Here is a 19,538-nt window from a genome sequence, read left to right as displayed (position 1 = left end):
CATGCGTTGTCGCTGACCTGTATTTGCCCTTTCCGGGCACCCCGAGCCTTGTAGAGAGTGGGGTTATTTTTATGGGTACTGCTGGTGGGGGGAGGATTATGTTATCCCCTCACCCCGGCCCTCTCCCCAAAGGGGAGAGGATGAAAACCGCACCATTCAGTTCCCCTCTCCCCTTTGGGGAGAGGGTCAGGGTGAGGGGTGTATATTGTCGTTACTTTTTCTTCACCGGGCGTTTCCAGCCCTGCTTACTGACCTGCGGAACGCGGCTTAACACCAGCTCGTTCTCGGCCACATCGCGCGTAACGGTTGTCCCGGCGGCAATGGTCACGCCTTTGCCCACGGTAACAGGCGCCACCAGCTGGGTATCGGAACCTACAAACACGTCATCACCGATGATGGTTTTAAACTTATTGGCACCGTCATAGTTACAGGTAATCGTCCCTGCACCGATGTTTACGTTGTCGCCAATTTCCGCATCGCCCAGATAGGTCAGATGACCGGCTTTCGAGCCTTTACCGAGACGTGCTTTTTTCATTTCCACGAAGTTACCTACATGAGCGCCTTCCAGCAGCTCAGCGCCCGGGCGCAGACGCGCAAACGGGCCGATGGTACAGGCGGGATCCAGACGCGCATCTTCTACCACGCTGTACGGGCTGATTTCGCAGTCGTCACCGATCACGCTGTTTTTAATCACACAGCCGGTGCCGATTTTGACGCGGTTGCCCAGCGTGACGTTACCTTCCAGGATAACGTTAGTATCTATTTCAACGTCGCGCCCGTGGGTCAGCGTGCCACGCAGATCGAAACGCGCCGGATCGCGCAGCATAACGCCCGCCAGCAACAGTTTTTCTGCCTGCTCGGACTGGTAAATACGCTCCAGGCGTGACAGCTGTAGACGGTTGTTTACCCCGTCCGTTTCGCTGATACGCGCCGGATGAACGGCAGCAATCTCACGCCCTTCCTGGTACGCCATCGCAATGATGTCGGTGATGTAGTATTCACCCTGCGCGTTGTTATTATTGAGTTTGGACAGCCAGCGCTTCATATCCGCACCGTTCGCAATCAGGATGCCGGTGTTGATCTCCTGAATCTGACGCTGTTCGTCAGTGGCATCTTTATGCTCAACAATCCCGGTTACCTTGCCGTTTTCACGCGTAATGCGGCCATAGCCGGTTGGATCGTCCAGCACGACGGTTAACAACCCAATGCCACCCTGCGGTTTGGCTTCACGCAGGCGAGTGAGGGTTTCAACGGAGATCAGCGGGACGTCGCCGTAGAGCATCAGAATGTCTTCATCATCAGCGAAGAAGGGTGCAGCCTGCTGCATTGCATGACCCGTACCCAGCTGTTCTGCCTGTAGCACCCAGTTGAGATTGTCGTCACGCAGCGTTTTTTTCAGCAGATCGCCGCCATGTCCATAAACCAGATGCACCTGGCTGGCGCCTAATTCATTAGCTGCATCAATAACATGCTGCACCATTGGCTTTCCTGCCAGCGTGTGGAGCACTTTAGGCAGATCGGAATACATGCGGGTACCTTTGCCTGCAGCAAGGATCACCACGCTCATCGCACTGTTTAACATACGCATCCTGACGGTAGTTTGTGTGAGAAGTAAAAACGTTTGATGCTTAAAATTCTACATCTTTTTCATCATGAATTAAGGCCGAAAAAAAAAGCCAGCCTGGGATCCAGACTGGCTTTTGTGCTTTTCAAGCCGGTGTTACATCGCTTTTTTGGTCAACTCGATAACGCGCAGTTTCGCGATCGCTTTGGCCAGCTCCGCAGACGCCTGAGCGTAATCCACGTCACCATGAGAGCTGCTAATGTGCTCTTCAGCCTTACGCTTCGATTCCAGGGCTCGCGCTTCGTCGAGATCCTGGCCACGAATAGCGGTATCGGCCAGAACGGTCACACTGCCTGGCTGCACTTCAAGAATGCCGCCGGACAGATAGATAAACTCTTCATGACCGAACTGTTTAACGATGCGGATCATACCAGGCTTAATGGCGGTGAGCAGCGGTGCGTGACCCGGGAAAATACCCAGTTCACCTTCACTACCCGTTACCTGGATTTTCTCGACCAGACCAGAGAACATTTGTTGCTCTGCGCTGACGACGTCCAGGTGGTAAGTCATTGCCATATCACCCTCCGATTAAGGCGTTAAAGTTTTTTGGCTTTTTCCACGGCTTCTTCGATGGAACCAACCATGTAGAACGCCTGCTCTGGCAGGTGATCGTATTCGCCTTCCATGATGCCTTTAAAGCCACGGATGGTGTCTTTCAGGGAAACGTATTTACCTGGAGAACCGGTGAATACTTCCGCAACGAAGAACGGCTGGGACAGGAAGCGCTGGATCTTACGCGCACGTGCTACCACCAGTTTGTCTTCTTCAGACAGTTCATCCATACCCAGGATGGCGATGATGTCTTTCAGCTCCTGGTAACGTTGCAGCAGGGACTGTACGCCACGCGCGGTGTCGTAGTGTTCCTGGCCAACAACCAGTGGATCCAGCTGACGGCTGGTAGAGTCCAGCGGGTCAACGGCCGGGTAGATACCCAGAGACGCGATCTGACGGCTCAGTACCACGGTTGCATCTAAGTGAGCAAAGGTGGTGGCTGGAGATGGGTCAGTCAAGTCATCCGCAGGTACGTATACCGCCTGAACGGAGGTGATAGAACCAGTTTTGGTAGAGGTGATACGTTCCTGAAGAACACCCATCTCTTCCGCAAGCGTAGGCTGATAACCTACCGCTGAAGGCATACGACCCAGCAGTGCAGATACTTCAGTACCGGCCAGGGTGTAACGGTAGATGTTATCAACGAACAGCAGAACGTCACGGCCTTCGTCACGGAACTTCTCAGCCATCGTCAGGCCAGTCAGCGCAACGCGCAGACGGTTTCCTGGTGGCTCGTTCATCTGGCCGTAAACCAGGGATACTTTATCCAGAACGTTGGAGTCGGTCATTTCGTGGTAGAAGTCGTTACCCTCACGAGTACGTTCACCAACACCCGCAAACACGGAGTAACCGGAGTGCTCGATCGCGATGTTACGGATCAGCTCCATCATGTTTACGGTTTTACCTACACCCGCACCACCAAACAGACCAACTTTACCGCCCTTCGCGAACGGGCACATCAGGTCGATAACTTTGATGCCGGTTTCCAGCAGTTCCTGAGAGCTGGACAGCTCTTCGTAGGAAGGTGCCGCGCGGTGGATAGCCCAACGCTCTTCTTCACCGATGTCGCCTTTCATGTCGATTGGTTGACCCAATACGTTCATGATACGACCCAGTGTTGCTTTACCTACCGGGACTTCGATCGGGTGCTCAAGGTCTTTCACTTCCAGACCACGACGCAGACCGTCGGAAGAACCCATGGCGATGGTACGCACGATACCGCCGCCGAGCTGCTGCTGAACTTCCAGCACCAGGCTCTCGTTACCATTTTGTACCTCAAGCGCGTCGTACACGCGTGGTACGGCGTCCTGAGGGAACTCGACGTCCACCACGGCGCCGATTACCTGGACAATCTTTCCAGTAGCCATCTTGAATCCTCTACGTAATTCGTAAACCTGGTTAAACCGCGGCGGCCCCCGAGACGATCTCGGTGAGTTCCTGAGTAATGCTGGCCTGACGAGCTTTGTTGTAAACCAACTGCAGCTCTTTAATCAGGCTGCCGCCATTATCGGTCGCGGCTTTCATCGCCACCATTCGTGCGGCCTGCTCGCTGGCCAGGTTTTCTACAACGCCCTGATAAACCTGAGATTCAACGTAACGACGCAGCAGGGTATCCAGCAGCGGTTTCGGATCGGGTTCATACAGGTAATCCCAGGCTTTCTGTTTCAGCTCGTCATCTTCTGATGCCGGTAACGGCAGCATCTGAGTGAGCGTAGGCACCTGAGACATGGTGTTAATAAATTTGTTGCTGACAACGTACAGTCTGTCCAGACGGCCTTCATCGTAGGCCTGCAACATCACTTTAACCGGGCCGATCAGTTCGGACAGGGACGGGTTATCACCCATACCGGTCACCTGAGCGACAATGTTGCCGCCAACGGAGTTAAAGAAAGAGACGCCTTTAGAGCCAATCAGTGCCAGATCGCACTGAACGCCTTTATCGGACCAGCCTTTCATATCCGCCAGCAGTTTTTTGAACAGGTTAATGTTCAAGCCGCCACACAGACCACGGTCAGTCGACACCACCAGGTAGCCCACGCGCTTAACGTCGCGTTCTTCCAGGTAAGGGTGCTTATATTCCAGATTACCGTTTGCAAGGTGACCAATCACTTTGCGCATGGTCTCTGCATAAGGACGGCTGGCCGCCATGCGATCCTGCGATTTACGCATTTTGGAAGCGGCGACCATCTCCATCGCTTTAGTGATCTTTTGCGTGTTCTGGACGCTTGCGATCTTACTACGTATCTCTTTTGCGCCGGCCATGAGCTTCTCCTCAATGCCAGACGGCTTGTCCTGAGACAAGCCGCCGGACGATTACCAGGATTGGGTTGCTTTGAAGGAATCGAGGATAGCTTTCAGCTTGCCTTCGATTTCGTCGTTATAGCCACCGGTCTGGTTGATCTCTTGCATCAGCGGAGCGTGATCACGGTCGACGTAAGCCAGCAGAGCGGCTTCGAAGCTACCGATTTTCGCCAGTTCCACATCTTCGAGGTAACCGCGTTCAGCCGCGAACAGTACCAGGCCCTGCTGAGCAACAGACATTGGCGCGTACTGTTTCTGCTTCAGCAACTCGGTCACTTTCTGACCGTGGCTCAGCTGTTTACGGGTTGCTTCGTCCAGATCGGATGCGAACTGAGAGAACGCAGCCAGTTCACGATACTGTGCCAGCGCGGTACGGATACCACCGGACAGTTTCTTGATGATCTTGGTCTGAGCAGCACCACCCACACGGGATACGGAGATACCCGGGTTAACCGCCGGACGAATACCGGAGTTAAACAGGTTGGTTTCCAGGAAGATCTGACCATCGGTAATGGAGATTACGTTGGTCGGAACGAACGCAGAAACGTCACCCGCCTGGGTTTCAATGATCGGCAGAGCGGTCAGAGAACCTGTTTTACCCTTCACTTCACCTTTGGTGAAGTTCTCGACGTATTCCGCGTTAACGCGGGAAGCACGCTCCAGCAGACGAGAGTGGAGGTAGAATACGTCGCCCGGGAATGCTTCACGTCCTGGTGGACGACGGAGCAGCAGGGAAACCTGACGATAAGCAACAGCCTGTTTAGACAGGTCATCGTATACGATCAGCGCATCTTCACCGCGGTCACGGAAGTATTCGCCCATTGCGCAACCAGCGTATGGTGCCAGGTATTGCAGTGCAGCAGATTCAGACGCAGTTGCTACCACAACGATGGTGTTAGACAGTGCGCCGTGCTCTTCCAGTTTACGAACCACGTTGGAAATGGTGGACGCTTTCTGGCCGATAGCCACGTACACACATTTGATGCCGGAATCACGCTGGTTGATGATGGCGTCGATTGCCATCGCGGTTTTACCGGTCTGACGGTCACCGATGATCAGTTCACGCTGACCACGACCGATTGGGATCATGGCATCAACGGACTTATAACCCGTCTGCACTGGCTGATCAACGGACTGACGGTCGATAACGCCTGGTGCGATAACTTCGATTGGGGAGAAGCCATCGTGCTCAACCGGACCTTTACCGTCGATTGGCGCACCCAGGGTGTTAACAACGCGACCCAGCAGGCCACGGCCAACCGGCACTTCCAGAATACGGCCAGTACACTTAACCTTCATGCCTTCGGCAAGGTCAGCGTATGGACCCATCACAACGGCACCTACGGAGTCGCGCTCCAGGTTCAGTGCGATAGCGTAACGGTTACCCGGCAGGGAAATCATCTCACCCTGCATACAATCGGCCAGGCCGTGGATGCGGATAACACCGTCACTTACAGAAACAATAGTACCTTCGTTGTGAGCTTCACTCACAACACTGAACTGAGCAATGCGCTGCTTGATCAGTTCGCTGATTTCGGTGGAATTCAGTTGCATGCTCCAGTCCCCTTAAGACTGCAAGACGTCTGCAAGGCGCTCAAGACGGCCGCGTACGCTGCCATCAATGACCATATCACCCGAACGGATGATTACGCCTGCCATTACAGACTTATCGATTTTGCAATTCAGCTTAACTTTGCGTGACAGACGTTTTTCCATCGCGGCGGTGATTTTCGCAAGCTGTTCATCACTCAGTTCAGTCGCGGAAGTTACTTCAACTTCAGCGGTAGCTTCACTAAGGGCACGTAAGTGCTCAAACTGCTCGAGAACATCCGGGAGCACACGGAGACGACCATTTTCCGCCATCACCTTAATCAGGTTCTGGCCGTTGGCATCCAGTTGCTCTCCGCACACGGCGATAAACGACGCGGCGAGGGTTTCAGGCGCTAACGCACCAGAAAGCAACTCGGCCATTTGTTCGTTTTTCGTCACCTCAGCGGCAAACGCCAGCATATTCTGCCAGCGATCGACATTTTGGTGTTCGACAGCAAAGTCAAAAGCTGCTTTGGCGTAGGGGCGAGCTACCGTAACAAATTCAGACATCAGCCCCTCCCTCCTTACAGTTCAGCGACAAGTTTGTCCACGATGTCGCTGTTAGCAGCTTCATCCACGGAACGTTCGATGATCTTCTCGGCGCCAGCAACAGCCAGAATCGCAACCTGCTTACGCAGTTCTTCACGAGCACGTTTACGCTCAGCTTCAATTTCAGCCTGAGCCTGTGTCACGATCTTAGTACGTTCCTGTTCTGCTTCAGCTTTGGCTTCGTCCAGGATCTGAGAACGGCGTTTGTTAGCCTGTTCAATGATTACCTGAGCTTCAGCTTTCGCTTTTTTCAGCTGGTCTGTCGCGTTGGCCTGTGCAAGGTCCAAATCTTTCTTAGCGCGTTCTGCGGAAGCCAGACCGTCAGCAATTTCTTTCTGACGTTTTTCGATGGCAGCCATTAAAGGCGGCCATACATACTTCATGCAGAACCAGACAAAGAGAATAAACGCGATGGCCTGGCCGAGGATTGTTGCGTTCATGTTCACAGCACAATACCTCTTAAATTTCTGTGGCTTGGGGTTTTAAAACAACTACTACGCGACAGCAAACATCACGTACAGACCCAGACCTACAGCGATCATTGGGATTGCATCCACCAGACCCATAACGATAAAGAACTGAGTACGCAGCAGAGGAATCAGATCAGGTTGACGCGCTGCGCCTTCCAGGAATTTGCCCCCGAGGATGCCGATACCGATCGCAGCACCGATAGCCGCCAGACCCATCATCACAGCGGCAGCCATGTACAGCAGATCCATATTCAGGTTTTCCATGACAGTCTCCAGTTTGTTTCAATTAAAACGTAGTAGTGTTGGTAAAAAATCAGTGCTCTTCAGACGCCATCGACAGATAGACGATCGTCAGAACCATGAAGATAAAGGCTTGCAGCGTAATGATCAGGATGTGGAAAATGGCCCATGGCACATTCAGAATCCACTGTGACCACCACGGCAGAAGACCCGCGATCAGAATGAAAATCAGCTCACCCGCATACATGTTGCCGAACAGTCGCAGACCCAGTGAAACAGGTTTGGACAGCAGGCTAACGCCTTCCAGGATCAGGTTGACCGGAATAAACGCCCAGTGGTTGAACGGCTGCAAGGTAAGCTCTTTCACAAAGCCGCTTACGCCTTTCATTTTGATGCTGTAGAAAAGAATCAGGATAAATACGCCCAGCGCCATCGACAGGGTGATGTTCACGTCGGCAGACGGAACCACGCGCAGGGCAGGCAGACCGAAGACATGCTCGCCGATCCACGGCAGGAAATCGATAGGCAGAAGGTCCATCAGGTTCATCAGGAAGACCCAAACGAACACGGTCAGGGCCAGCGGAGCAATCAGCTTGCTCTTACCATGGTACATGTCTTTGACGCTGCCATGGACAAAGCCGATGATCATCTCGATGAACGTCTGGAATTTCCCTGGAACACCGCTGGTCGCTCGTTTAGCAACACCGCGGAACATGGCCAGGAACAGAAGACCCAAAACCACCGAGAAGAACATGGAGTCGATGTTGATCGTCCAGAAGGTGGCCGGGGGGTTATGTGGATCCACCAGCGAGAATGTACGCAGGTCCAGCTGAAGGTTATTCAGATGGTGACCTATGTAATCCTGCGGCGTCATATTTTCTGAAGCCATGATGCCTTTTACCCTTTGTTATTGATTACAGCTGGAGCCAGAACTTGTACCACCAGCACCAAAACCCACGTTGCTATCAGCGGCATGAATACCACTTTCAAAACCGCCAGCGCCATCACCAGTAGAGCAAAGGTCAGCAACACCTTACACACTTCGCCGAGAGCGAAGGACCAGGCCACGCGGCCTTTGGCGGGTGTATGCGCCTGATGACGCCAGGCAAAAATCATAAACAACACGTTTGGCAGAACCACCGCCAAACCTCCGCACGCGGCGGAGATGCCCCAGAAGGGGTCTTTGAGGCTAAACAGCAGTCCACTTGCTATCACAGCCAGAAACTGAATGAACAGAAGCTTACGAGCAACGTTTCTACTCAAGAGCGACACAGACATCACGTTTTTACTCCTGCTCCCTTCGAGGTATGCCGCGTGTCGTATAAAACGTCCTTTAAGGCTCAGAGTCAAGCATCAAAAAGCGGTCAAATTATACGGTGCGTACCCGTGATTTCAAACATTAAGTAGCGAAAAGGTGAATAAATGTTTAAATATTTTTCCCCAGTCCTATTTTTCAACTTTTGAACTCAGTGCCAACCTTCAGGCAAAACTGCAAACAGCGCGGAAACGTTGGTGATAAAGCGTGCACGAGATCACAAAATACACATTTGCGATAAAGTGGTATTTATCAAAGACGTAAAACGATTTATTTCATCCGATTGAAATTAAAGCAAAAAAATCGCAACTATTTTTAAAACAGAGCCGTATACAACAAAAACCTTTTATTGACATTCTTAATAAATATTTAACATTTCATTCTTGTTGCCTTTACCCACTTTTAGCAGGCTGATATTTTCATGGTTGACTATCTTCAGGGTGAACGAATCACTTCAGGTTAACCATAAGAAAATCCATGGTGACAACAAGGTTAAATTAACTACGGCCAAATCAGACTGGATGTGCTGCTTTTTAACACCATCAGAACAGCACAAATTCCACATTTTTTATTAATTTTTTAAAATGTGTTTGGCTTAATTATCACCAGATGACGCTCACCTTCGAGCTGAGGGATCTGGAGTTTTTCAATGGATTCCACTGCAAAACCGTCCGGAAGCTGCTCTATTTCGTCCCCCGGAAGTTGCCCTTTCAGCGCATAAAAACGGCCCTTATCCGCCGGCAGGTGTTTGCACCAGCTCACCATGTCATTGAGTGAGGCAAACGCGCGGCTGATAACGCCGTCAAACGGTGGCTCTGCCGGGAACTCCTCTACCCTGCTCTGCACGGGCGTGATGTTTTCCAGCTTCAGCTCATGCTGAACCTGTCGTAAAAAGCGTACGCGCTTGCCCAGACTGTCCAGCAGCGTGAAATGACTCTCCGGTCGAACAATAGACAACGGAACGCCCGGCAAGCCCGGACCGGTGCCCACGTCGATAAAACGTTCACCGGTAAGATACGGCGCCACAACGATGCTATCGAGAATATGGCGAATCAGCATCTCGTTGGGATCGCGTACGGAGGTGAGGTTGTACGCTTTATTCCATTTGTTCAGCATATCGACATAGGCCACCAGCTGATTTTTCTGGTGATCGGTGAGCGAAATACCTGCCTGTTCCAGCAGACGAGAGAGTTTATTGAGCACGGTGGATACCTGTTGAGAGTTTTTTTGCCCGGTGGCGCTGCCGCTTACCGGGCCTACGATTAAGTAGGGCGGGTAAGCGAAGCGCCACCCGCCAAAAGCAATGTCAATTACGCGCTGCGGCGCAGCATACCCTGCTTTTTCAGCCACACCAGCAGAATCGAAATCGCGGCAGGTGTGACACCGGAGATACGTGAGGCCTGGCCAATCGACACAGGTTTGTGATCGTTCAGCTTAGCGATCACTTCGTTGGAAAGCCCCGTCACCTGACGATAGTCCAGCATTTCCGGCAGCAGCGTATTTTCGTTGCGCTGCTGTTTTTCGATCTCATCCTGCTGACGCGCGATGTAACCTTCGTATTTCACCTGAATCTCGACCTGTTCAGCCGCTTCAGCGTCTTCAAGGCCCGGTGCGAACGCGGTCAGTTTGACCAGATTCTCGTAGGTGACTTCAGGACGGCGCAGCAGATCTTCACCACTGGCTTCGCGCGAAAGCGGCGCAGTTAAGTGAGCGTTCACTTCAGCAGCAGTTTCCGCCTGCGGATTCACCCAGGTGGTTTTCAGGCGCTGACGTTCCTGTTCGATACGCTCCAGCTTCTCGTTGAAGCGCGCCCAGCGTTCGTCATCCACCAGACCCAATTCGCGGCCCACCTCGGTCAGACGCAGATCGGCATTGTCTTCGCGCAGCATCAGGCGATATTCCGCACGAGAAGTAAACATGCGGTACGGTTCTTTGGTCCCCAGCGTGCAGAGATCGTCGACCAGAACACCCAGGTAAGCCTGAGAACGCGCCGGTGCCCAGCCCTCTTTCTCGGCAGAGAAGCGAGCGGCGTTCAGACCGGCCAGCAGCCCTTGTGCGGCAGCTTCTTCGTACCCGGTGGTGCCGTTAATCTGGCCTGCGAAGAACAGACCCTGGATGAATTTGCTTTCCAGCGTCGGCTTCAGGTCACGCGGATCGAAGAAATCGTACTCAATAGCGTAGCCAGGACGAACGATCTTCGCGTTTTCCATCCCCTGCATTGAACGCACAATCTGCATCTGCACGTCGAACGGCAGGCTGGTGGAGATGCCGTTCGGGTAAATTTCGTTCGAGGTCAGCCCTTCAGGTTCGAGGAAGATCTGATGCTGGTTACGATCGGCAAAGCGCATCACTTTATCTTCGATCGACGGGCAATAACGTGGGCCGATCCCTTCGATCACGCCGGCGTACATTGGGCTGCGATCGAGGTTGCTGCGGATCACGTCATGGGTTTTTTCATTGGTGTGCGTGATGTAGCACGGCACCTGCTGCGGATGTTGCGCCGCATTGCCCATGAACGAGAACACCGGCATCGGGTTATCACCGTGCTGCTGTGCCAGTACGCTGAAATCAATGGTACGCGCATCAATTCGCGGCGGCGTACCGGTTTTCAGGCGGCTTATGCGCAGCGGCAGCTCACGCAGACGACGAGACAGCGGAATCGACGGCGGATCGCCCGCACGGCCACCGCTGTAGTTGTCCAGACCAATATGGATTTTACCGTCCAGGAATGTCCCGACCGTCAGCACCACCGCTTTTGCGCGGAACTTGAGACCCATCTGGGTCACGGCGCCAACAACACGATCGTTTTCCACGATAAGATCTTCTACAGCCTGCTGGAAGATCATCAGGTTCGGTTGGTTTTCCAGCGCGGTGCGCACAGCCTGACGGTAAAGCACGCGGTCTGCCTGTGCACGGGTGGCGCGAACAGCCGGACCTTTACTCGCGTTTAGTATCCTAAATTGAATGCCCGCATGATCGATCGCTTTCGCCATCAGGCCGCCAAGTGCATCCACTTCTTTTACCAGGTGTCCTTTCCCAATGCCGCCAATCGCCGGATTACAGGACATTTGTCCCAGCGTGTCGATATTGTGTGTCAAAAGCAGGGTCTGCTGACCCATTCGCGCTGCGGCCATTGCGGCCTCAGTGCCTGCGTGACCCCCGCCAATGATGATGACGTCAAAAGGATCCTGATAAAACATGGTGGTCTGCCTCGCGTAAAGCGGTATGAAAATGGATTGAAGCCCGGGCCGTGGATTCTACTCAACTTTAGTCTTTCGAGAAAGCATTGGGATCCTGGGCTATTAAAAAGAAGATCTTTTTATTTAGAGATCTGTTCTATTGTGATCTCTTATTAGGATCGCAGACCTTTGTGGATAAGTCCGATCCCATAAATAAGATCATGCAGTTAGGAAGGATCGTTTGCTGTGAATGATCGGTGACCCTGGACCGTATAAGCTGGGATCAGATCGCCACTTTATACACAGGTCAAAAACTAAACTAACGTTGTTCTTTGGATAACTACGGGTTAATACGAGCTTTTAACCAGAGTTATCCACATCTGATCGCACGATCTTTAATCGTTTTTGAGTAAATTTTTCCATTCCGCGAGCCAGATCTCGGCTGGATCTTCGGGAATATCATGATCGAGGATGTTGATCTTCAGTGTTTCACCCAGCTGTTTTGCTCCGCAGGCGGTCACCGCAGCTTCTACTTTCTCTATGGCGCCACAGAAAGTGTCATATTCACGGCTGCCGATCCCTACAGCGCCAAACCGGACGTTTGCCAGATCGGGCTGTTGTTCCAGCAGTTCGTCATATAAAGGTTGCAGGTTATCCGGCAGATCGCCCGCGCCGTGCGTGGAGGTGATCAGCAGCCAGACCCCGTCAGTCGGGAGATCTTCCAGCAGCGGTCCGTGCAGCGTTTGTGTAGAAAAGCCCGCGTCTTCCAGCTTCTCAGCCAGATGTTCCGCTACATATTCCGCACCGCCCAGGGTGCTGCCGCTGATAAGAGTAATGTCCGCCATTGATCGCTCGCTCAGATAAAGAGGCGGCCATTGTACGCTGTGAACGAGCTGGGATCTACCTGTGGAAAATGTGGGAATGAAATTGCCCGATCACGGGCGGATAGTACGCATGATCGGGTTTTGCAGAGAGATCAGGGTTTCGGTGGACTGAATTTCATCGATTGTTTGGATCTTGTTGATAAGTACCTGCTGGAGAGCGTCTATGGATCGGCACATGACCTTTATAAAGATGCTGTAGTGCCCGGTGGTGTAGTACGCCTCAGTGACTTCATCCAGCGCGTTCAGCTTCTCCAGCGCGGAGGGGTAATCTTTGGCGCTTTTCAGAATAATGCCAATGAAGCAGCAGACGTCGTAGCCGAGTTGCTTCGGGCTGACATCAATGCGTGCGCCGGTGATGATCCCGGCCTGCTTCATTTTCTCTACGCGAACGTGAATGGTCCCCGGGCTGACGCCAAATTGTTTCGCCAGTTCGGCATACGCGGTGCGTGCGTTGGCCATGAGCGCTTCCAGAATGCCGCGGTCCAGATTGTCGATCTGATAATTTTCCATAGGTTTTTCTTATGAAGATTAATGATTCCTTCTATTCTAGCGTCTTATTTTAACGAATCAAAAGTGAAGGTGGCTTTTTGTTGATGGGTTATTGAATTAAGCGCCTGTTCTGTTGCTTAATCAGTATCAACAGGACGCAGGAGGATAAATAATGAAAACCGCTTACATCGCAAAACAACGCCAGATCAGTTTCGTTAAATCCCATTTTTCTCGCCAGCTGGAAGAGAAGCTTGGCCTTATTGAAGTGCAGGCGCCGATTCTGAGCCGCGTGGGTGACGGGACGCAGGATAACTTGTCTGGTTGCGAAAAAGCGGTACAGGTAAAAGTGAAAACACTGCCAGACGCCCAGTTCGAAGTGGTTCATTCCCTGGCGAAGTGGAAGCGTCAAACCCTGGGACAACATGACTTCAGCGCGGGCGAAGGGCTTTACACGCATATGAAAGCCCTTCGCCCCGATGAAGACCGCCTCTCCCCCATTCACTCTGTCTACGTTGACCAGTGGGACTGGGAGCGCGTAATGGGTGACGGCGAGCGTCACGTCGGTACGCTGAAATCTACCGTTGAGGCGATCTACGCCGGGATCAAAGCGACCGAAGCGGCCGTGAGCAAAGAGTTTGGTCTGGCACCGTTCCTGCCGGAAACGATCCACTTTGTTCACAGTCAGGAGTTGCTGAGCCGTTTCCCGGATCTGGATGCCAAAGGCCGTGAACGCGCGATCGCCAAAGAGCTGGGCGCGGTATTCCTAATCGGCATTGGCGGGAAATTGTCTGATGGTAAACGTCACGACGTCCGTGCGCCGGATTACGATGACTGGAGCACCGTGGGCGAGAGCGAATATGCCGGTCTGAACGGCGATATTCTGGTCTGGAACCCGGTTCTGGAAGATGCGTTTGAACTCTCTTCGATGGGGATCCGCGTGGATGCTGAAGCACTGAAGCGTCAGCTGGCCGTGACCGGTGATGAAGATCGTCTGCAACTGGAATGGCACCAGGCGCTGCTGCGCGGTGAAATGCCGCAGACCATCGGCGGTGGTATTGGCCAGTCTCGTCTGACCATGCTGCTGTTGCAACTGTCCCATATCGGTCAGGTACAGTGTGGGGTCTGGCCGCAGCAGGTACGTGAGAGCGTCGGTTCTCTTCTTTAATTAACGTCGCCAGCGTCTGAGCAGGCGGCTACGCAACCCGGTATCAAAGCGCCAGATGTGATCGAAGATGCGCATGATGCCGGGTTTTCCATGTGCAGACATCGCCACGGCATGGAAGCGGTGCTGATGCACGCGCTGCATCTCCTTCACTTTATTCACGACGTCGTCCGGCAGCCGCTGGGCAATAAAATCGGAAATCACCACCGCATCCGCGTCGTACCAGTCTCCGCCCTGCATGCGCTCAATGATGCTGCGAAAACAGCTGGCCAGATCGGTGCCGCCGCGAAAGCGCTGGCTTAAAAAGCGGATCGCCTGCTCCAGCCCCTGTGGGCTGGTCAGTTCATACCCCACCACTTCGCTGGAAAATAACATGATGTAGCAGCGACGACGATCGGCGAGCGCCACGCGCATCAGAGCCAGGCAGAACGCTTTTGCACACTGCTCGTTAAATCCCCCCATCGATCCGGACGTATCTACGCAAACAATGAATGGACCGCGCGGTTGCTCATCAAAGTCCTGATGCACCACCGGGCGCTGGCTGATTTTTTCGCGCCAGGCTTCGCCATGCAACCGATAGGTAAGAAGCTGTTTTTCCACCAGACGGCGATAAAACTCATACTCCAGTTCGGTCATTCCCAGCGTGCTGAGTTCCGTAGGCAACAGGCGCAGGATATCATCGCTTTGCTGTAAGCCGTCCACCTGCTCCGGTACGGTGGACGGCTCGCGTACCAGCGTACGAAAGGTTTCCATCGGCGCATCTTTCTTTGGAACTGACCTGGCCTCCCGGGAACGACCAAGCTGTTCAGCAAGCTTCATCAGCTCCGGCTGTTGTGCCAGAAAGTCGCCGTACTTCACGATCAACTGATAATCGCCACGTTTTAACTGACCGGCACTCATATCCCAGAGTCGACCGGCGGCGTTTTCATTCTCCACCAGCACCTGTTCTAGCTGGCCGCTTAACGTCATCCGCTCCTGAACTTCGCTTAACAGCTGTTCGCGCTCTTCGTCCAGCAACTGCTGGTTGAGAGAGGTGGCCTGAACGACAAGACTGAGCCGCCAGCGCTGTAAAAACAGCGTATGCAGGGCGGGAGTAAAGCTGGGGTTGTCCGTGACCAGCGCTCTGGCCTGGCTGGCAAACGGGGAGTGAACGTTATCTAGCAGCGTCAGGGTTTGCTGTAGCTGGGCAATAAACTGCGGCGTTGAAAGCCGCTGGCACTGCTGGTAACCAGCCACTTCCTCTGTCAGTTCCGGCGGGACTTCCGTCTCCTTAAACCGCTGGCGCAGGTTATCGCGCCAGCGGGGAAGATCGTCCGTCATTGCTTTTCTGAGCTTCGGAAATTTTTCAAAGAAGGCCGCCAGCTGCGGTGAAGCGAGCAGGGTAATGACGACCTCTTCGATCAACCCTTCCTCGCTAACCGCCAGCATGACGTTAAGCGTGTCCAGCGTTAGCATTGACGCGCCTGTTTAATCTGCGCGCTGACATCCTGCAAGCTGGCTTCAATGCGACCTAACCAGTCGCTATGGATAAAGAGGCATTTCTGCTGCTCGCTGAAGCGCGTGTGCTGCTGATGCCATTCGTTATCCAGCGCTTCGAGCTGCTGTTTGATCTCCTCCGGAAGACTGTCAGAGGCCGTGCCCGGCAGCGCCAGGCGCGATCCCTGAAGGCTGACGTCGCGGATCACAAGGTGCTGGCTGCTGTCGACTTCCATCGACAGCGGCTGTGCAAAGCCGATACCGTTGAGTTTACCGCGGATCTCGCCGCCCTTATCCAGCCACTGAACCAGCGCAACGCGTTCGATCGTCACGTGCACCACCTGCATATCATGAAGCTTTAGCGGCTGCTGAAGAAGAAGCGTGAGCGAGGCGTCAGTCAGCTCGGCTGGCAGTTCATAGTGCGGTTTACGGGCAAACATCCCGCCAAGACGGTTCACCTTCAGCGCGGTTTTGTCACTTTGCTGCTGCTGAAGCTGAAGACGACGTTGGGCAATCGCCCCCAGTTGATTAAGCATGGATTGCTGACCCCACGCGTGCCCGGTCATCAAAACGTCCAGCTGCTGCTGCATCAGATTCATCCCTTCTGCGTCGTGCCACAGACAGTCTTTCAGCAGGATCAGATCGATGGGGGCGACAGCATCGCGGCCGCTGAACAGGGCGCTTGCCTGAAGCAGACGAATGGCTTTTTTCCAGCGACGGTCGGAGACGTACGGCGCGGAGGGCAATAAATCAAGCTGCTGGCGCAGCATGAAGATCAGCTCAAAGACGGCATCGGGCAGCTTAATTTTGCCTATCTCTTCCTGCCACTGGTCATACTCTTCGTCCGTGACCTGTAATGATGGTGCCACCGGATTTTCGTTTTCGTCCTGCTGGCTTACCAGCATTGAGCGGAAGTTCGATTTGTCCTGGACTTTATCCAGCCACAGGCGGATCAGCATGCGGTCATACAGCGCTTCCAGGCTGCTGTCGGCTTCGGGAAGTTCGTTAGACGCGGCCACCAGCAACCGCATGGGGATCTTCTCTTCGCTCGCGCCGTTGCGGAAGCGGCGTTCGTTGATTGCCGTCAGCAGGGTATTCAGAATGGCCGGGCCGGCTTTCCAGATCTCATCAAGAAAGACGATTTCCGCTTCCGGGAGATAGCCCGCCGTCAGACGTTCATAGCGTCCCTCATCTTTTAACGCCTGAATGGAGAGCGGGCCGAAAACTTCTTCCGGCGTGGAGAAACGCGTCATCAAATACTCGAATGCGCGAGCGTTCTGGAAAGCGAATTTGAGGCGGCGTGCGATCAGACTTTTGGCAATGCCCGGCGGACCCAGCAGAAACACGCTTTCCCCGCTCAGCGCCGCCAGTAAACAGAGGCGAATGGCGTGGCTACGCTCGTATAGGCCTTTCTCCAGCGCACTGCTGAGGCGGGAAATTCTTTCTGCTAATAAATGTGAGTGAGCCATAATAGTTTTGCATCCTTTCGCCGTCGTGGCGGCTAATTGAAGCGAGTATAGACGTTTCGGTCTGGCCTGGTAATAGGCTGAAGTGCGGCGCTATTTTCTTTGCGCTACATTAATGCGGCTGCATTTAGGGGTACGATTTTGCATTGAATCGTGCATACTGTGCGCTTTTTGTGGGCCAAGGGACTAAGCACACATTTGTTATTCAAACGAAAAGACTAGTCTATGAGCACTGATAATAAGCAATCATTACCCGCAGTAACGCTTGCAGCGATCGGGGTTGTCTACGGTGATATCGGCACCAGCCCGCTTTATACGCTTCGTGAATGTTTGTCCGGTCAGTTTGGTTTTGGTGTAGAGCGTGACGCCGTATTTGGTTTCCTCTCGCTCATCTTCTGGCTGCTGATCCTGGTGGTCTCCCTTAAGTATCTCTCTTTCGTTATGCGGGCTGATAACGCGGGCGAGGGCGGTATTCTGACCCTGATGTCCCTTGCTGGGCGCAATACGTCTGCAAGAATGACCTCCGTGCTGGTCATCATTGGCCTGATTGGCGGCAGCTTCTTCTATGGGGAAGTCGTGATTACGCCAGCGATTTCGGTGATGTCGGCCATAGAGGGGCTGGAGATTGTCGCGCCTCAGCTTGATACGTGGGTGGTGCCACTCGCTATTATCGTGCTGACGTTGCTGTTTGCTATACAAAAACACGGTACCGGGCTGGTGGGTAAGCTGTTCGCGCCTATTATGCTGGCCTGGTTCCTGATCCTGGCGGCGCTGGGCTTACGCAGTATTATTGCCAACCCGGATGTCCTGCACGCGCTGAACCCAATGTGGGCGGTGCATTTCTTCCTGGAATATAAAGTGGTGTCGTTTGTGGCGCTGGGCGCGGTAGTGCTTTCCATTACCGGTGTTGAAGCGCTGTATGCAGATATGGGCCACTTCGGGAAACTCCCAATTCGCGTCGCCTGGTTTAGCGTTGTTCTGCCTTCACTGGTGCTGAATTACTTCGGCCAGGGCGCGCTGCTGCTTGCCCATCCTGAAGCGATTAAAAACCCGTTCTTCCTGCTGGCGCCGGACTGGGCGCTGGTTCCGATGCTGATCCTGGCGACGCTGGCGACGGTCATTGCCTCTCAGGCTGTTATTTCCGGCGTATTCTCCCTGACGCGTCAGGCCGTGCGTCTGGGGTATCTCTCGCCGATGCGCATTATCCATACCTCTGAGATGGAGTCAGGCCAGATCTACATTCCGTTCGTCAACTGGCTGCTCTATTTCGCGGTGGTGATTGTTATCGTCAGCTTCGAGCACTCCAGTAACCTGGCGGCGGCGTACGGTATCGCGGTGACCGGAACGATGGTGTTGACCTCTATTCTCTCTACCACCGTGGCGTACCGTAACTGGCACTGGAATAAGTTCCTCGTGGGGCTGATCCTGGTTGGTTTCCTCTGCATCGACGTGCCGCTGTTCTCTGCGAACCTCGACAAGATTGTCTCCGGTGGCTGGCTGCCGCTGACGCTGGGTCTGGTGATGTTCATCGTGATGACGACGTGGAAGAGCGAACGTTTCCGCCTGCTGCGACGTATGCATGAGCACGGTAATTCTCTGGAGGCGATGATCGCCTCGCTGGAGAAATCCCCGCCGGTGCGTGTGCCGGGTACGGCGGTGTATATGTCTCGTGCGCTGAACGTGATCCCGTTTGCACTGATGCATAATCTTAAGCACAACAAAGTGCTGCACGAGCGCGTGATCCTGCTGACGCTGCGCACCGAAGATGCGCCGTATGTACACAACGTGCGCCGCGTACAGATTGAGCAGCTGTCGCCGACCTTCTGGCGCGTGGTGGCAAGCTATGGCTGGCGCGAAACGCCGAACGTGGAAGAGGTATTCCACCGCTGCGGTCTGGAAGGGTTGAGTTGCCGCATGATGGAGACATCGTTCTTTATGTCCCACGAGTCGCTGATCATCGGCAAGCGTCCATGGTATCTGCGCCTGCGCGGCAAGCTGTATCTCATCCTGCAACGTAACGCCCTGCGTGCGCCTGACCAGTTTGAGATCCCGCCCAATCGCGTGATTGAGCTGGGGACGCAGGTCGAGATTTAATTCTCAGTGCGGCCTGATGCCCTCACCCTGCCCCTCTCCCACAGGGCTGAGGGATCCCCAGTAATTTTTTTATGCAGAAGCAATAAAGTTGCTTTCTAAATGACTGAGGGCTGTCATCGATTCCCTGGTCCGGCTGTAAATCGCTGA

At 53.6% G+C, this 19,538-nt stretch carries 18 protein-coding genes; 2 read left to right on the top strand and 16 right to left on the bottom strand.

Annotated elements, in window-relative coordinates:
- Positions 1 to 211 precede the first annotated feature (211 nt).
- The 14 genes from glmU to asnC all read right to left on the bottom strand — a co-directional run bounded on the left by glmU (position 212) and on the right by asnC (position 13,214).
- Entirely contained in the window at positions 212 to 1,582 is a 1,371-nt protein-coding gene (gene glmU / locus IPZ49_RS07790; RefSeq protein ID WP_022649874.1) for a bifunctional UDP-N-acetylglucosamine diphosphorylase/glucosamine-1-phosphate N-acetyltransferase GlmU, read from the bottom strand.
- Positions 1,583 to 1,720: 138 nt separating this feature from the next.
- Positions 1,721 to 2,140 carry a F0F1 ATP synthase subunit epsilon gene (locus IPZ49_RS07785; RefSeq protein ID WP_006177560.1) on the bottom strand — a complete coding sequence of 140 codons (420 nt, stop codon included), beginning with the start codon at positions 2,138 to 2,140 and terminating at the stop codon, positions 1,721 to 1,723.
- 20 nt (positions 2,141 to 2,160) lie between these two features.
- Positions 2,161 to 3,543, bottom strand: a complete 1,383-nt coding sequence (atpD, locus tag IPZ49_RS07780; RefSeq protein ID WP_003862362.1) for a F0F1 ATP synthase subunit beta — start codon at positions 3,541 to 3,543, stop codon at positions 2,161 to 2,163.
- A 31-nt stretch (positions 3,544 to 3,574) separates the two neighbouring features.
- Positions 3,575 to 4,438 carry a F0F1 ATP synthase subunit gamma gene (gene atpG, locus IPZ49_RS07775; protein WP_003862364.1) on the bottom strand — a complete coding sequence of 288 codons (864 nt, stop codon included), beginning with the start codon at positions 4,436 to 4,438 and terminating at the stop codon, positions 3,575 to 3,577.
- A 51-nt stretch (positions 4,439 to 4,489) separates the two neighbouring features.
- On the bottom strand, positions 4,490 to 6,031 hold the full coding sequence (gene atpA, locus IPZ49_RS07770) for a F0F1 ATP synthase subunit alpha (RefSeq protein WP_006808751.1): 1,542 nt from the start codon (positions 6,029 to 6,031) through the stop codon (positions 4,490 to 4,492).
- Positions 6,032 to 6,043: 12 nt separating this feature from the next.
- The gene (atpH, locus tag IPZ49_RS07765) at positions 6,044 to 6,577 is read right to left on the bottom strand and encodes a F0F1 ATP synthase subunit delta (RefSeq protein ID WP_003862369.1); all 534 of its coding nucleotides are present in this window, start codon (positions 6,575 to 6,577) and stop codon (positions 6,044 to 6,046) included.
- Positions 6,578 to 6,591: 14 nt separating this feature from the next.
- Positions 6,592 to 7,062, bottom strand: coding sequence for a F0F1 ATP synthase subunit B (atpF, locus tag IPZ49_RS07760; protein WP_003862370.1), 471 nt, complete (start codon positions 7,060 to 7,062; stop codon positions 6,592 to 6,594).
- 48 nt (positions 7,063 to 7,110) lie between these two features.
- On the bottom strand, positions 7,111 to 7,350 hold the full coding sequence (gene atpE, locus IPZ49_RS07755; RefSeq protein WP_000429386.1) for a F0F1 ATP synthase subunit C: 240 nt from the start codon (positions 7,348 to 7,350) through the stop codon (positions 7,111 to 7,113).
- A 49-nt stretch (positions 7,351 to 7,399) separates the two neighbouring features.
- On the bottom strand, positions 7,400 to 8,215 hold the full coding sequence (atpB, locus tag IPZ49_RS07750; protein ID WP_022649873.1) for a F0F1 ATP synthase subunit A: 816 nt from the start codon (positions 8,213 to 8,215) through the stop codon (positions 7,400 to 7,402).
- Between the two features lie 8 nt (positions 8,216 to 8,223).
- Positions 8,224 to 8,604 carry a F0F1 ATP synthase subunit I gene (gene atpI / locus IPZ49_RS07745; RefSeq protein ID WP_003862375.1) on the bottom strand — a complete coding sequence of 127 codons (381 nt, stop codon included), beginning with the start codon at positions 8,602 to 8,604 and terminating at the stop codon, positions 8,224 to 8,226.
- A gap of 616 nt (positions 8,605 to 9,220) precedes the next feature.
- On the bottom strand, positions 9,221 to 9,844 hold the full coding sequence (rsmG, locus tag IPZ49_RS07740; RefSeq protein ID WP_022649872.1) for a 16S rRNA (guanine(527)-N(7))-methyltransferase RsmG: 624 nt from the start codon (positions 9,842 to 9,844) through the stop codon (positions 9,221 to 9,223).
- Positions 9,845 to 9,951: 107 nt separating this feature from the next.
- Positions 9,952 to 11,841 (bottom strand): tRNA uridine-5-carboxymethylaminomethyl(34) synthesis enzyme MnmG, encoded by a 1,890-nt coding sequence (gene mnmG, locus IPZ49_RS07735; protein ID WP_063147009.1) that lies wholly within the window; start codon positions 11,839 to 11,841, stop codon positions 9,952 to 9,954.
- A gap of 374 nt (positions 11,842 to 12,215) precedes the next feature.
- A complete protein-coding gene (mioC, locus tag IPZ49_RS07730; protein WP_032626719.1) occupies positions 12,216 to 12,665 on the bottom strand; it encodes an FMN-binding protein MioC in 450 nt (149 codons plus the stop codon).
- 90 nt (positions 12,666 to 12,755) lie between these two features.
- On the bottom strand, positions 12,756 to 13,214 hold the full coding sequence (gene asnC, locus IPZ49_RS07725) for a transcriptional regulator AsnC (RefSeq protein WP_003862383.1): 459 nt from the start codon (positions 13,212 to 13,214) through the stop codon (positions 12,756 to 12,758).
- A 151-nt stretch (positions 13,215 to 13,365) separates the two neighbouring features.
- Between asnC and asnA the strand changes: the two genes are divergently transcribed.
- Positions 13,366 to 14,358: an aspartate--ammonia ligase gene (gene asnA, locus IPZ49_RS07720; RefSeq protein ID WP_003862385.1), complete on the top strand. Its 993-nt coding sequence runs from the start codon at positions 13,366 to 13,368 to the stop codon at positions 14,356 to 14,358.
- Here asnA and viaA read toward each other — a convergent pair whose 3' ends face one another.
- Together viaA and ravA are read right to left on the bottom strand one after the other, a co-directional pair.
- Positions 14,359 to 15,810: an ATPase RavA stimulator ViaA gene (gene viaA, locus IPZ49_RS07715; protein ID WP_048966198.1), complete on the bottom strand. Its 1,452-nt coding sequence runs from the start codon at positions 15,808 to 15,810 to the stop codon at positions 14,359 to 14,361.
- Positions 15,804 to 17,300 carry an ATPase RavA gene (gene ravA / locus IPZ49_RS07710; protein ID WP_022649869.1) on the bottom strand — a complete coding sequence of 499 codons (1,497 nt, stop codon included), beginning with the start codon at positions 17,298 to 17,300 and terminating at the stop codon, positions 15,804 to 15,806. The genes viaA and ravA overlap by 7 nt, the downstream gene beginning before the upstream one ends.
- 222 nt (positions 17,301 to 17,522) lie before the next feature.
- Here ravA and kup point away from each other — a divergent pair, with 222 nt between their 5' ends.
- Positions 17,523 to 19,391: a low affinity potassium transporter Kup gene (gene kup, locus IPZ49_RS07705; protein WP_006808744.1), complete on the top strand. Its 1,869-nt coding sequence runs from the start codon at positions 17,523 to 17,525 to the stop codon at positions 19,389 to 19,391.
- The last annotated feature ends 147 nt before the right edge of the window (positions 19,392 to 19,538 follow it).

It is taken from the genome of Enterobacter cloacae complex sp. S2 (genome assembly GCF_015159675.1).
GTDB classification, from domain to species: domain Bacteria; phylum Pseudomonadota; class Gammaproteobacteria; order Enterobacterales; family Enterobacteriaceae; genus Enterobacter; species Enterobacter intestinihominis.
The sequence above is the reverse complement of the archived record's forward strand: the minus strand, read 5'-3'. Positions and strand labels throughout refer to the sequence as shown.

Bases quoted from the DNA above. Each gene is read 5' to 3' on its own strand.
- glmU (WP_022649874.1), bottom strand. From the start codon at position 1,582: ATGTTAAACAGTGCGATGAGCGTGGTGATCCTTGCTGCAGGCAAAGGT.
- IPZ49_RS07785 (WP_006177560.1), bottom strand. From the start codon at position 2,140: ATGGCAATGACTTACCACCTGGACGTCGTCAGCGCAGAGCAACAAATG.
- atpD (WP_003862362.1), bottom strand. From the start codon at position 3,543: ATGGCTACTGGAAAGATTGTCCAGGTAATCGGCGCCGTGGTGGACGTC.
- atpG (WP_003862364.1), bottom strand. From the start codon at position 4,438: ATGGCCGGCGCAAAAGAGATACGTAGTAAGATCGCAAGCGTCCAGAAC.
- atpA (WP_006808751.1), bottom strand. From the start codon at position 6,031: ATGCAACTGAATTCCACCGAAATCAGCGAACTGATCAAGCAGCGCATT.
- atpH (WP_003862369.1), bottom strand. From the start codon at position 6,577: ATGTCTGAATTTGTTACGGTAGCTCGCCCCTACGCCAAAGCAGCTTTT.
- atpE (WP_000429386.1), bottom strand. From the start codon at position 7,350: ATGGAAAACCTGAATATGGATCTGCTGTACATGGCTGCCGCTGTGATG.
- atpB (WP_022649873.1), bottom strand. From the start codon at position 8,215: ATGGCTTCAGAAAATATGACGCCGCAGGATTACATAGGTCACCATCTG.
- atpI (WP_003862375.1), bottom strand. From the start codon at position 8,604: ATGTCTGTGTCGCTCTTGAGTAGAAACGTTGCTCGTAAGCTTCTGTTC.
- mnmG (WP_063147009.1), bottom strand. From the start codon at position 11,841: ATGTTTTATCAGGATCCTTTTGACGTCATCATCATTGGCGGGGGTCAC.
- mioC (WP_032626719.1), bottom strand. From the start codon at position 12,665: ATGGCGGACATTACTCTTATCAGCGGCAGCACCCTGGGCGGTGCGGAA.
- asnC (WP_003862383.1), bottom strand. From the start codon at position 13,214: ATGGAAAATTATCAGATCGACAATCTGGACCGCGGCATTCTGGAAGCG.
- asnA (WP_003862385.1), top strand. From the start codon at position 13,366: ATGAAAACCGCTTACATCGCAAAACAACGCCAGATCAGTTTCGTTAAA.
- viaA (WP_048966198.1), bottom strand. From the start codon at position 15,810: ATGCTAACGCTGGACACGCTTAACGTCATGCTGGCGGTTAGCGAGGAA.
- ravA (WP_022649869.1), bottom strand. From the start codon at position 17,300: ATGGCTCACTCACATTTATTAGCAGAAAGAATTTCCCGCCTCAGCAGT.
- kup (WP_006808744.1), top strand. From the start codon at position 17,523: ATGAGCACTGATAATAAGCAATCATTACCCGCAGTAACGCTTGCAGCG.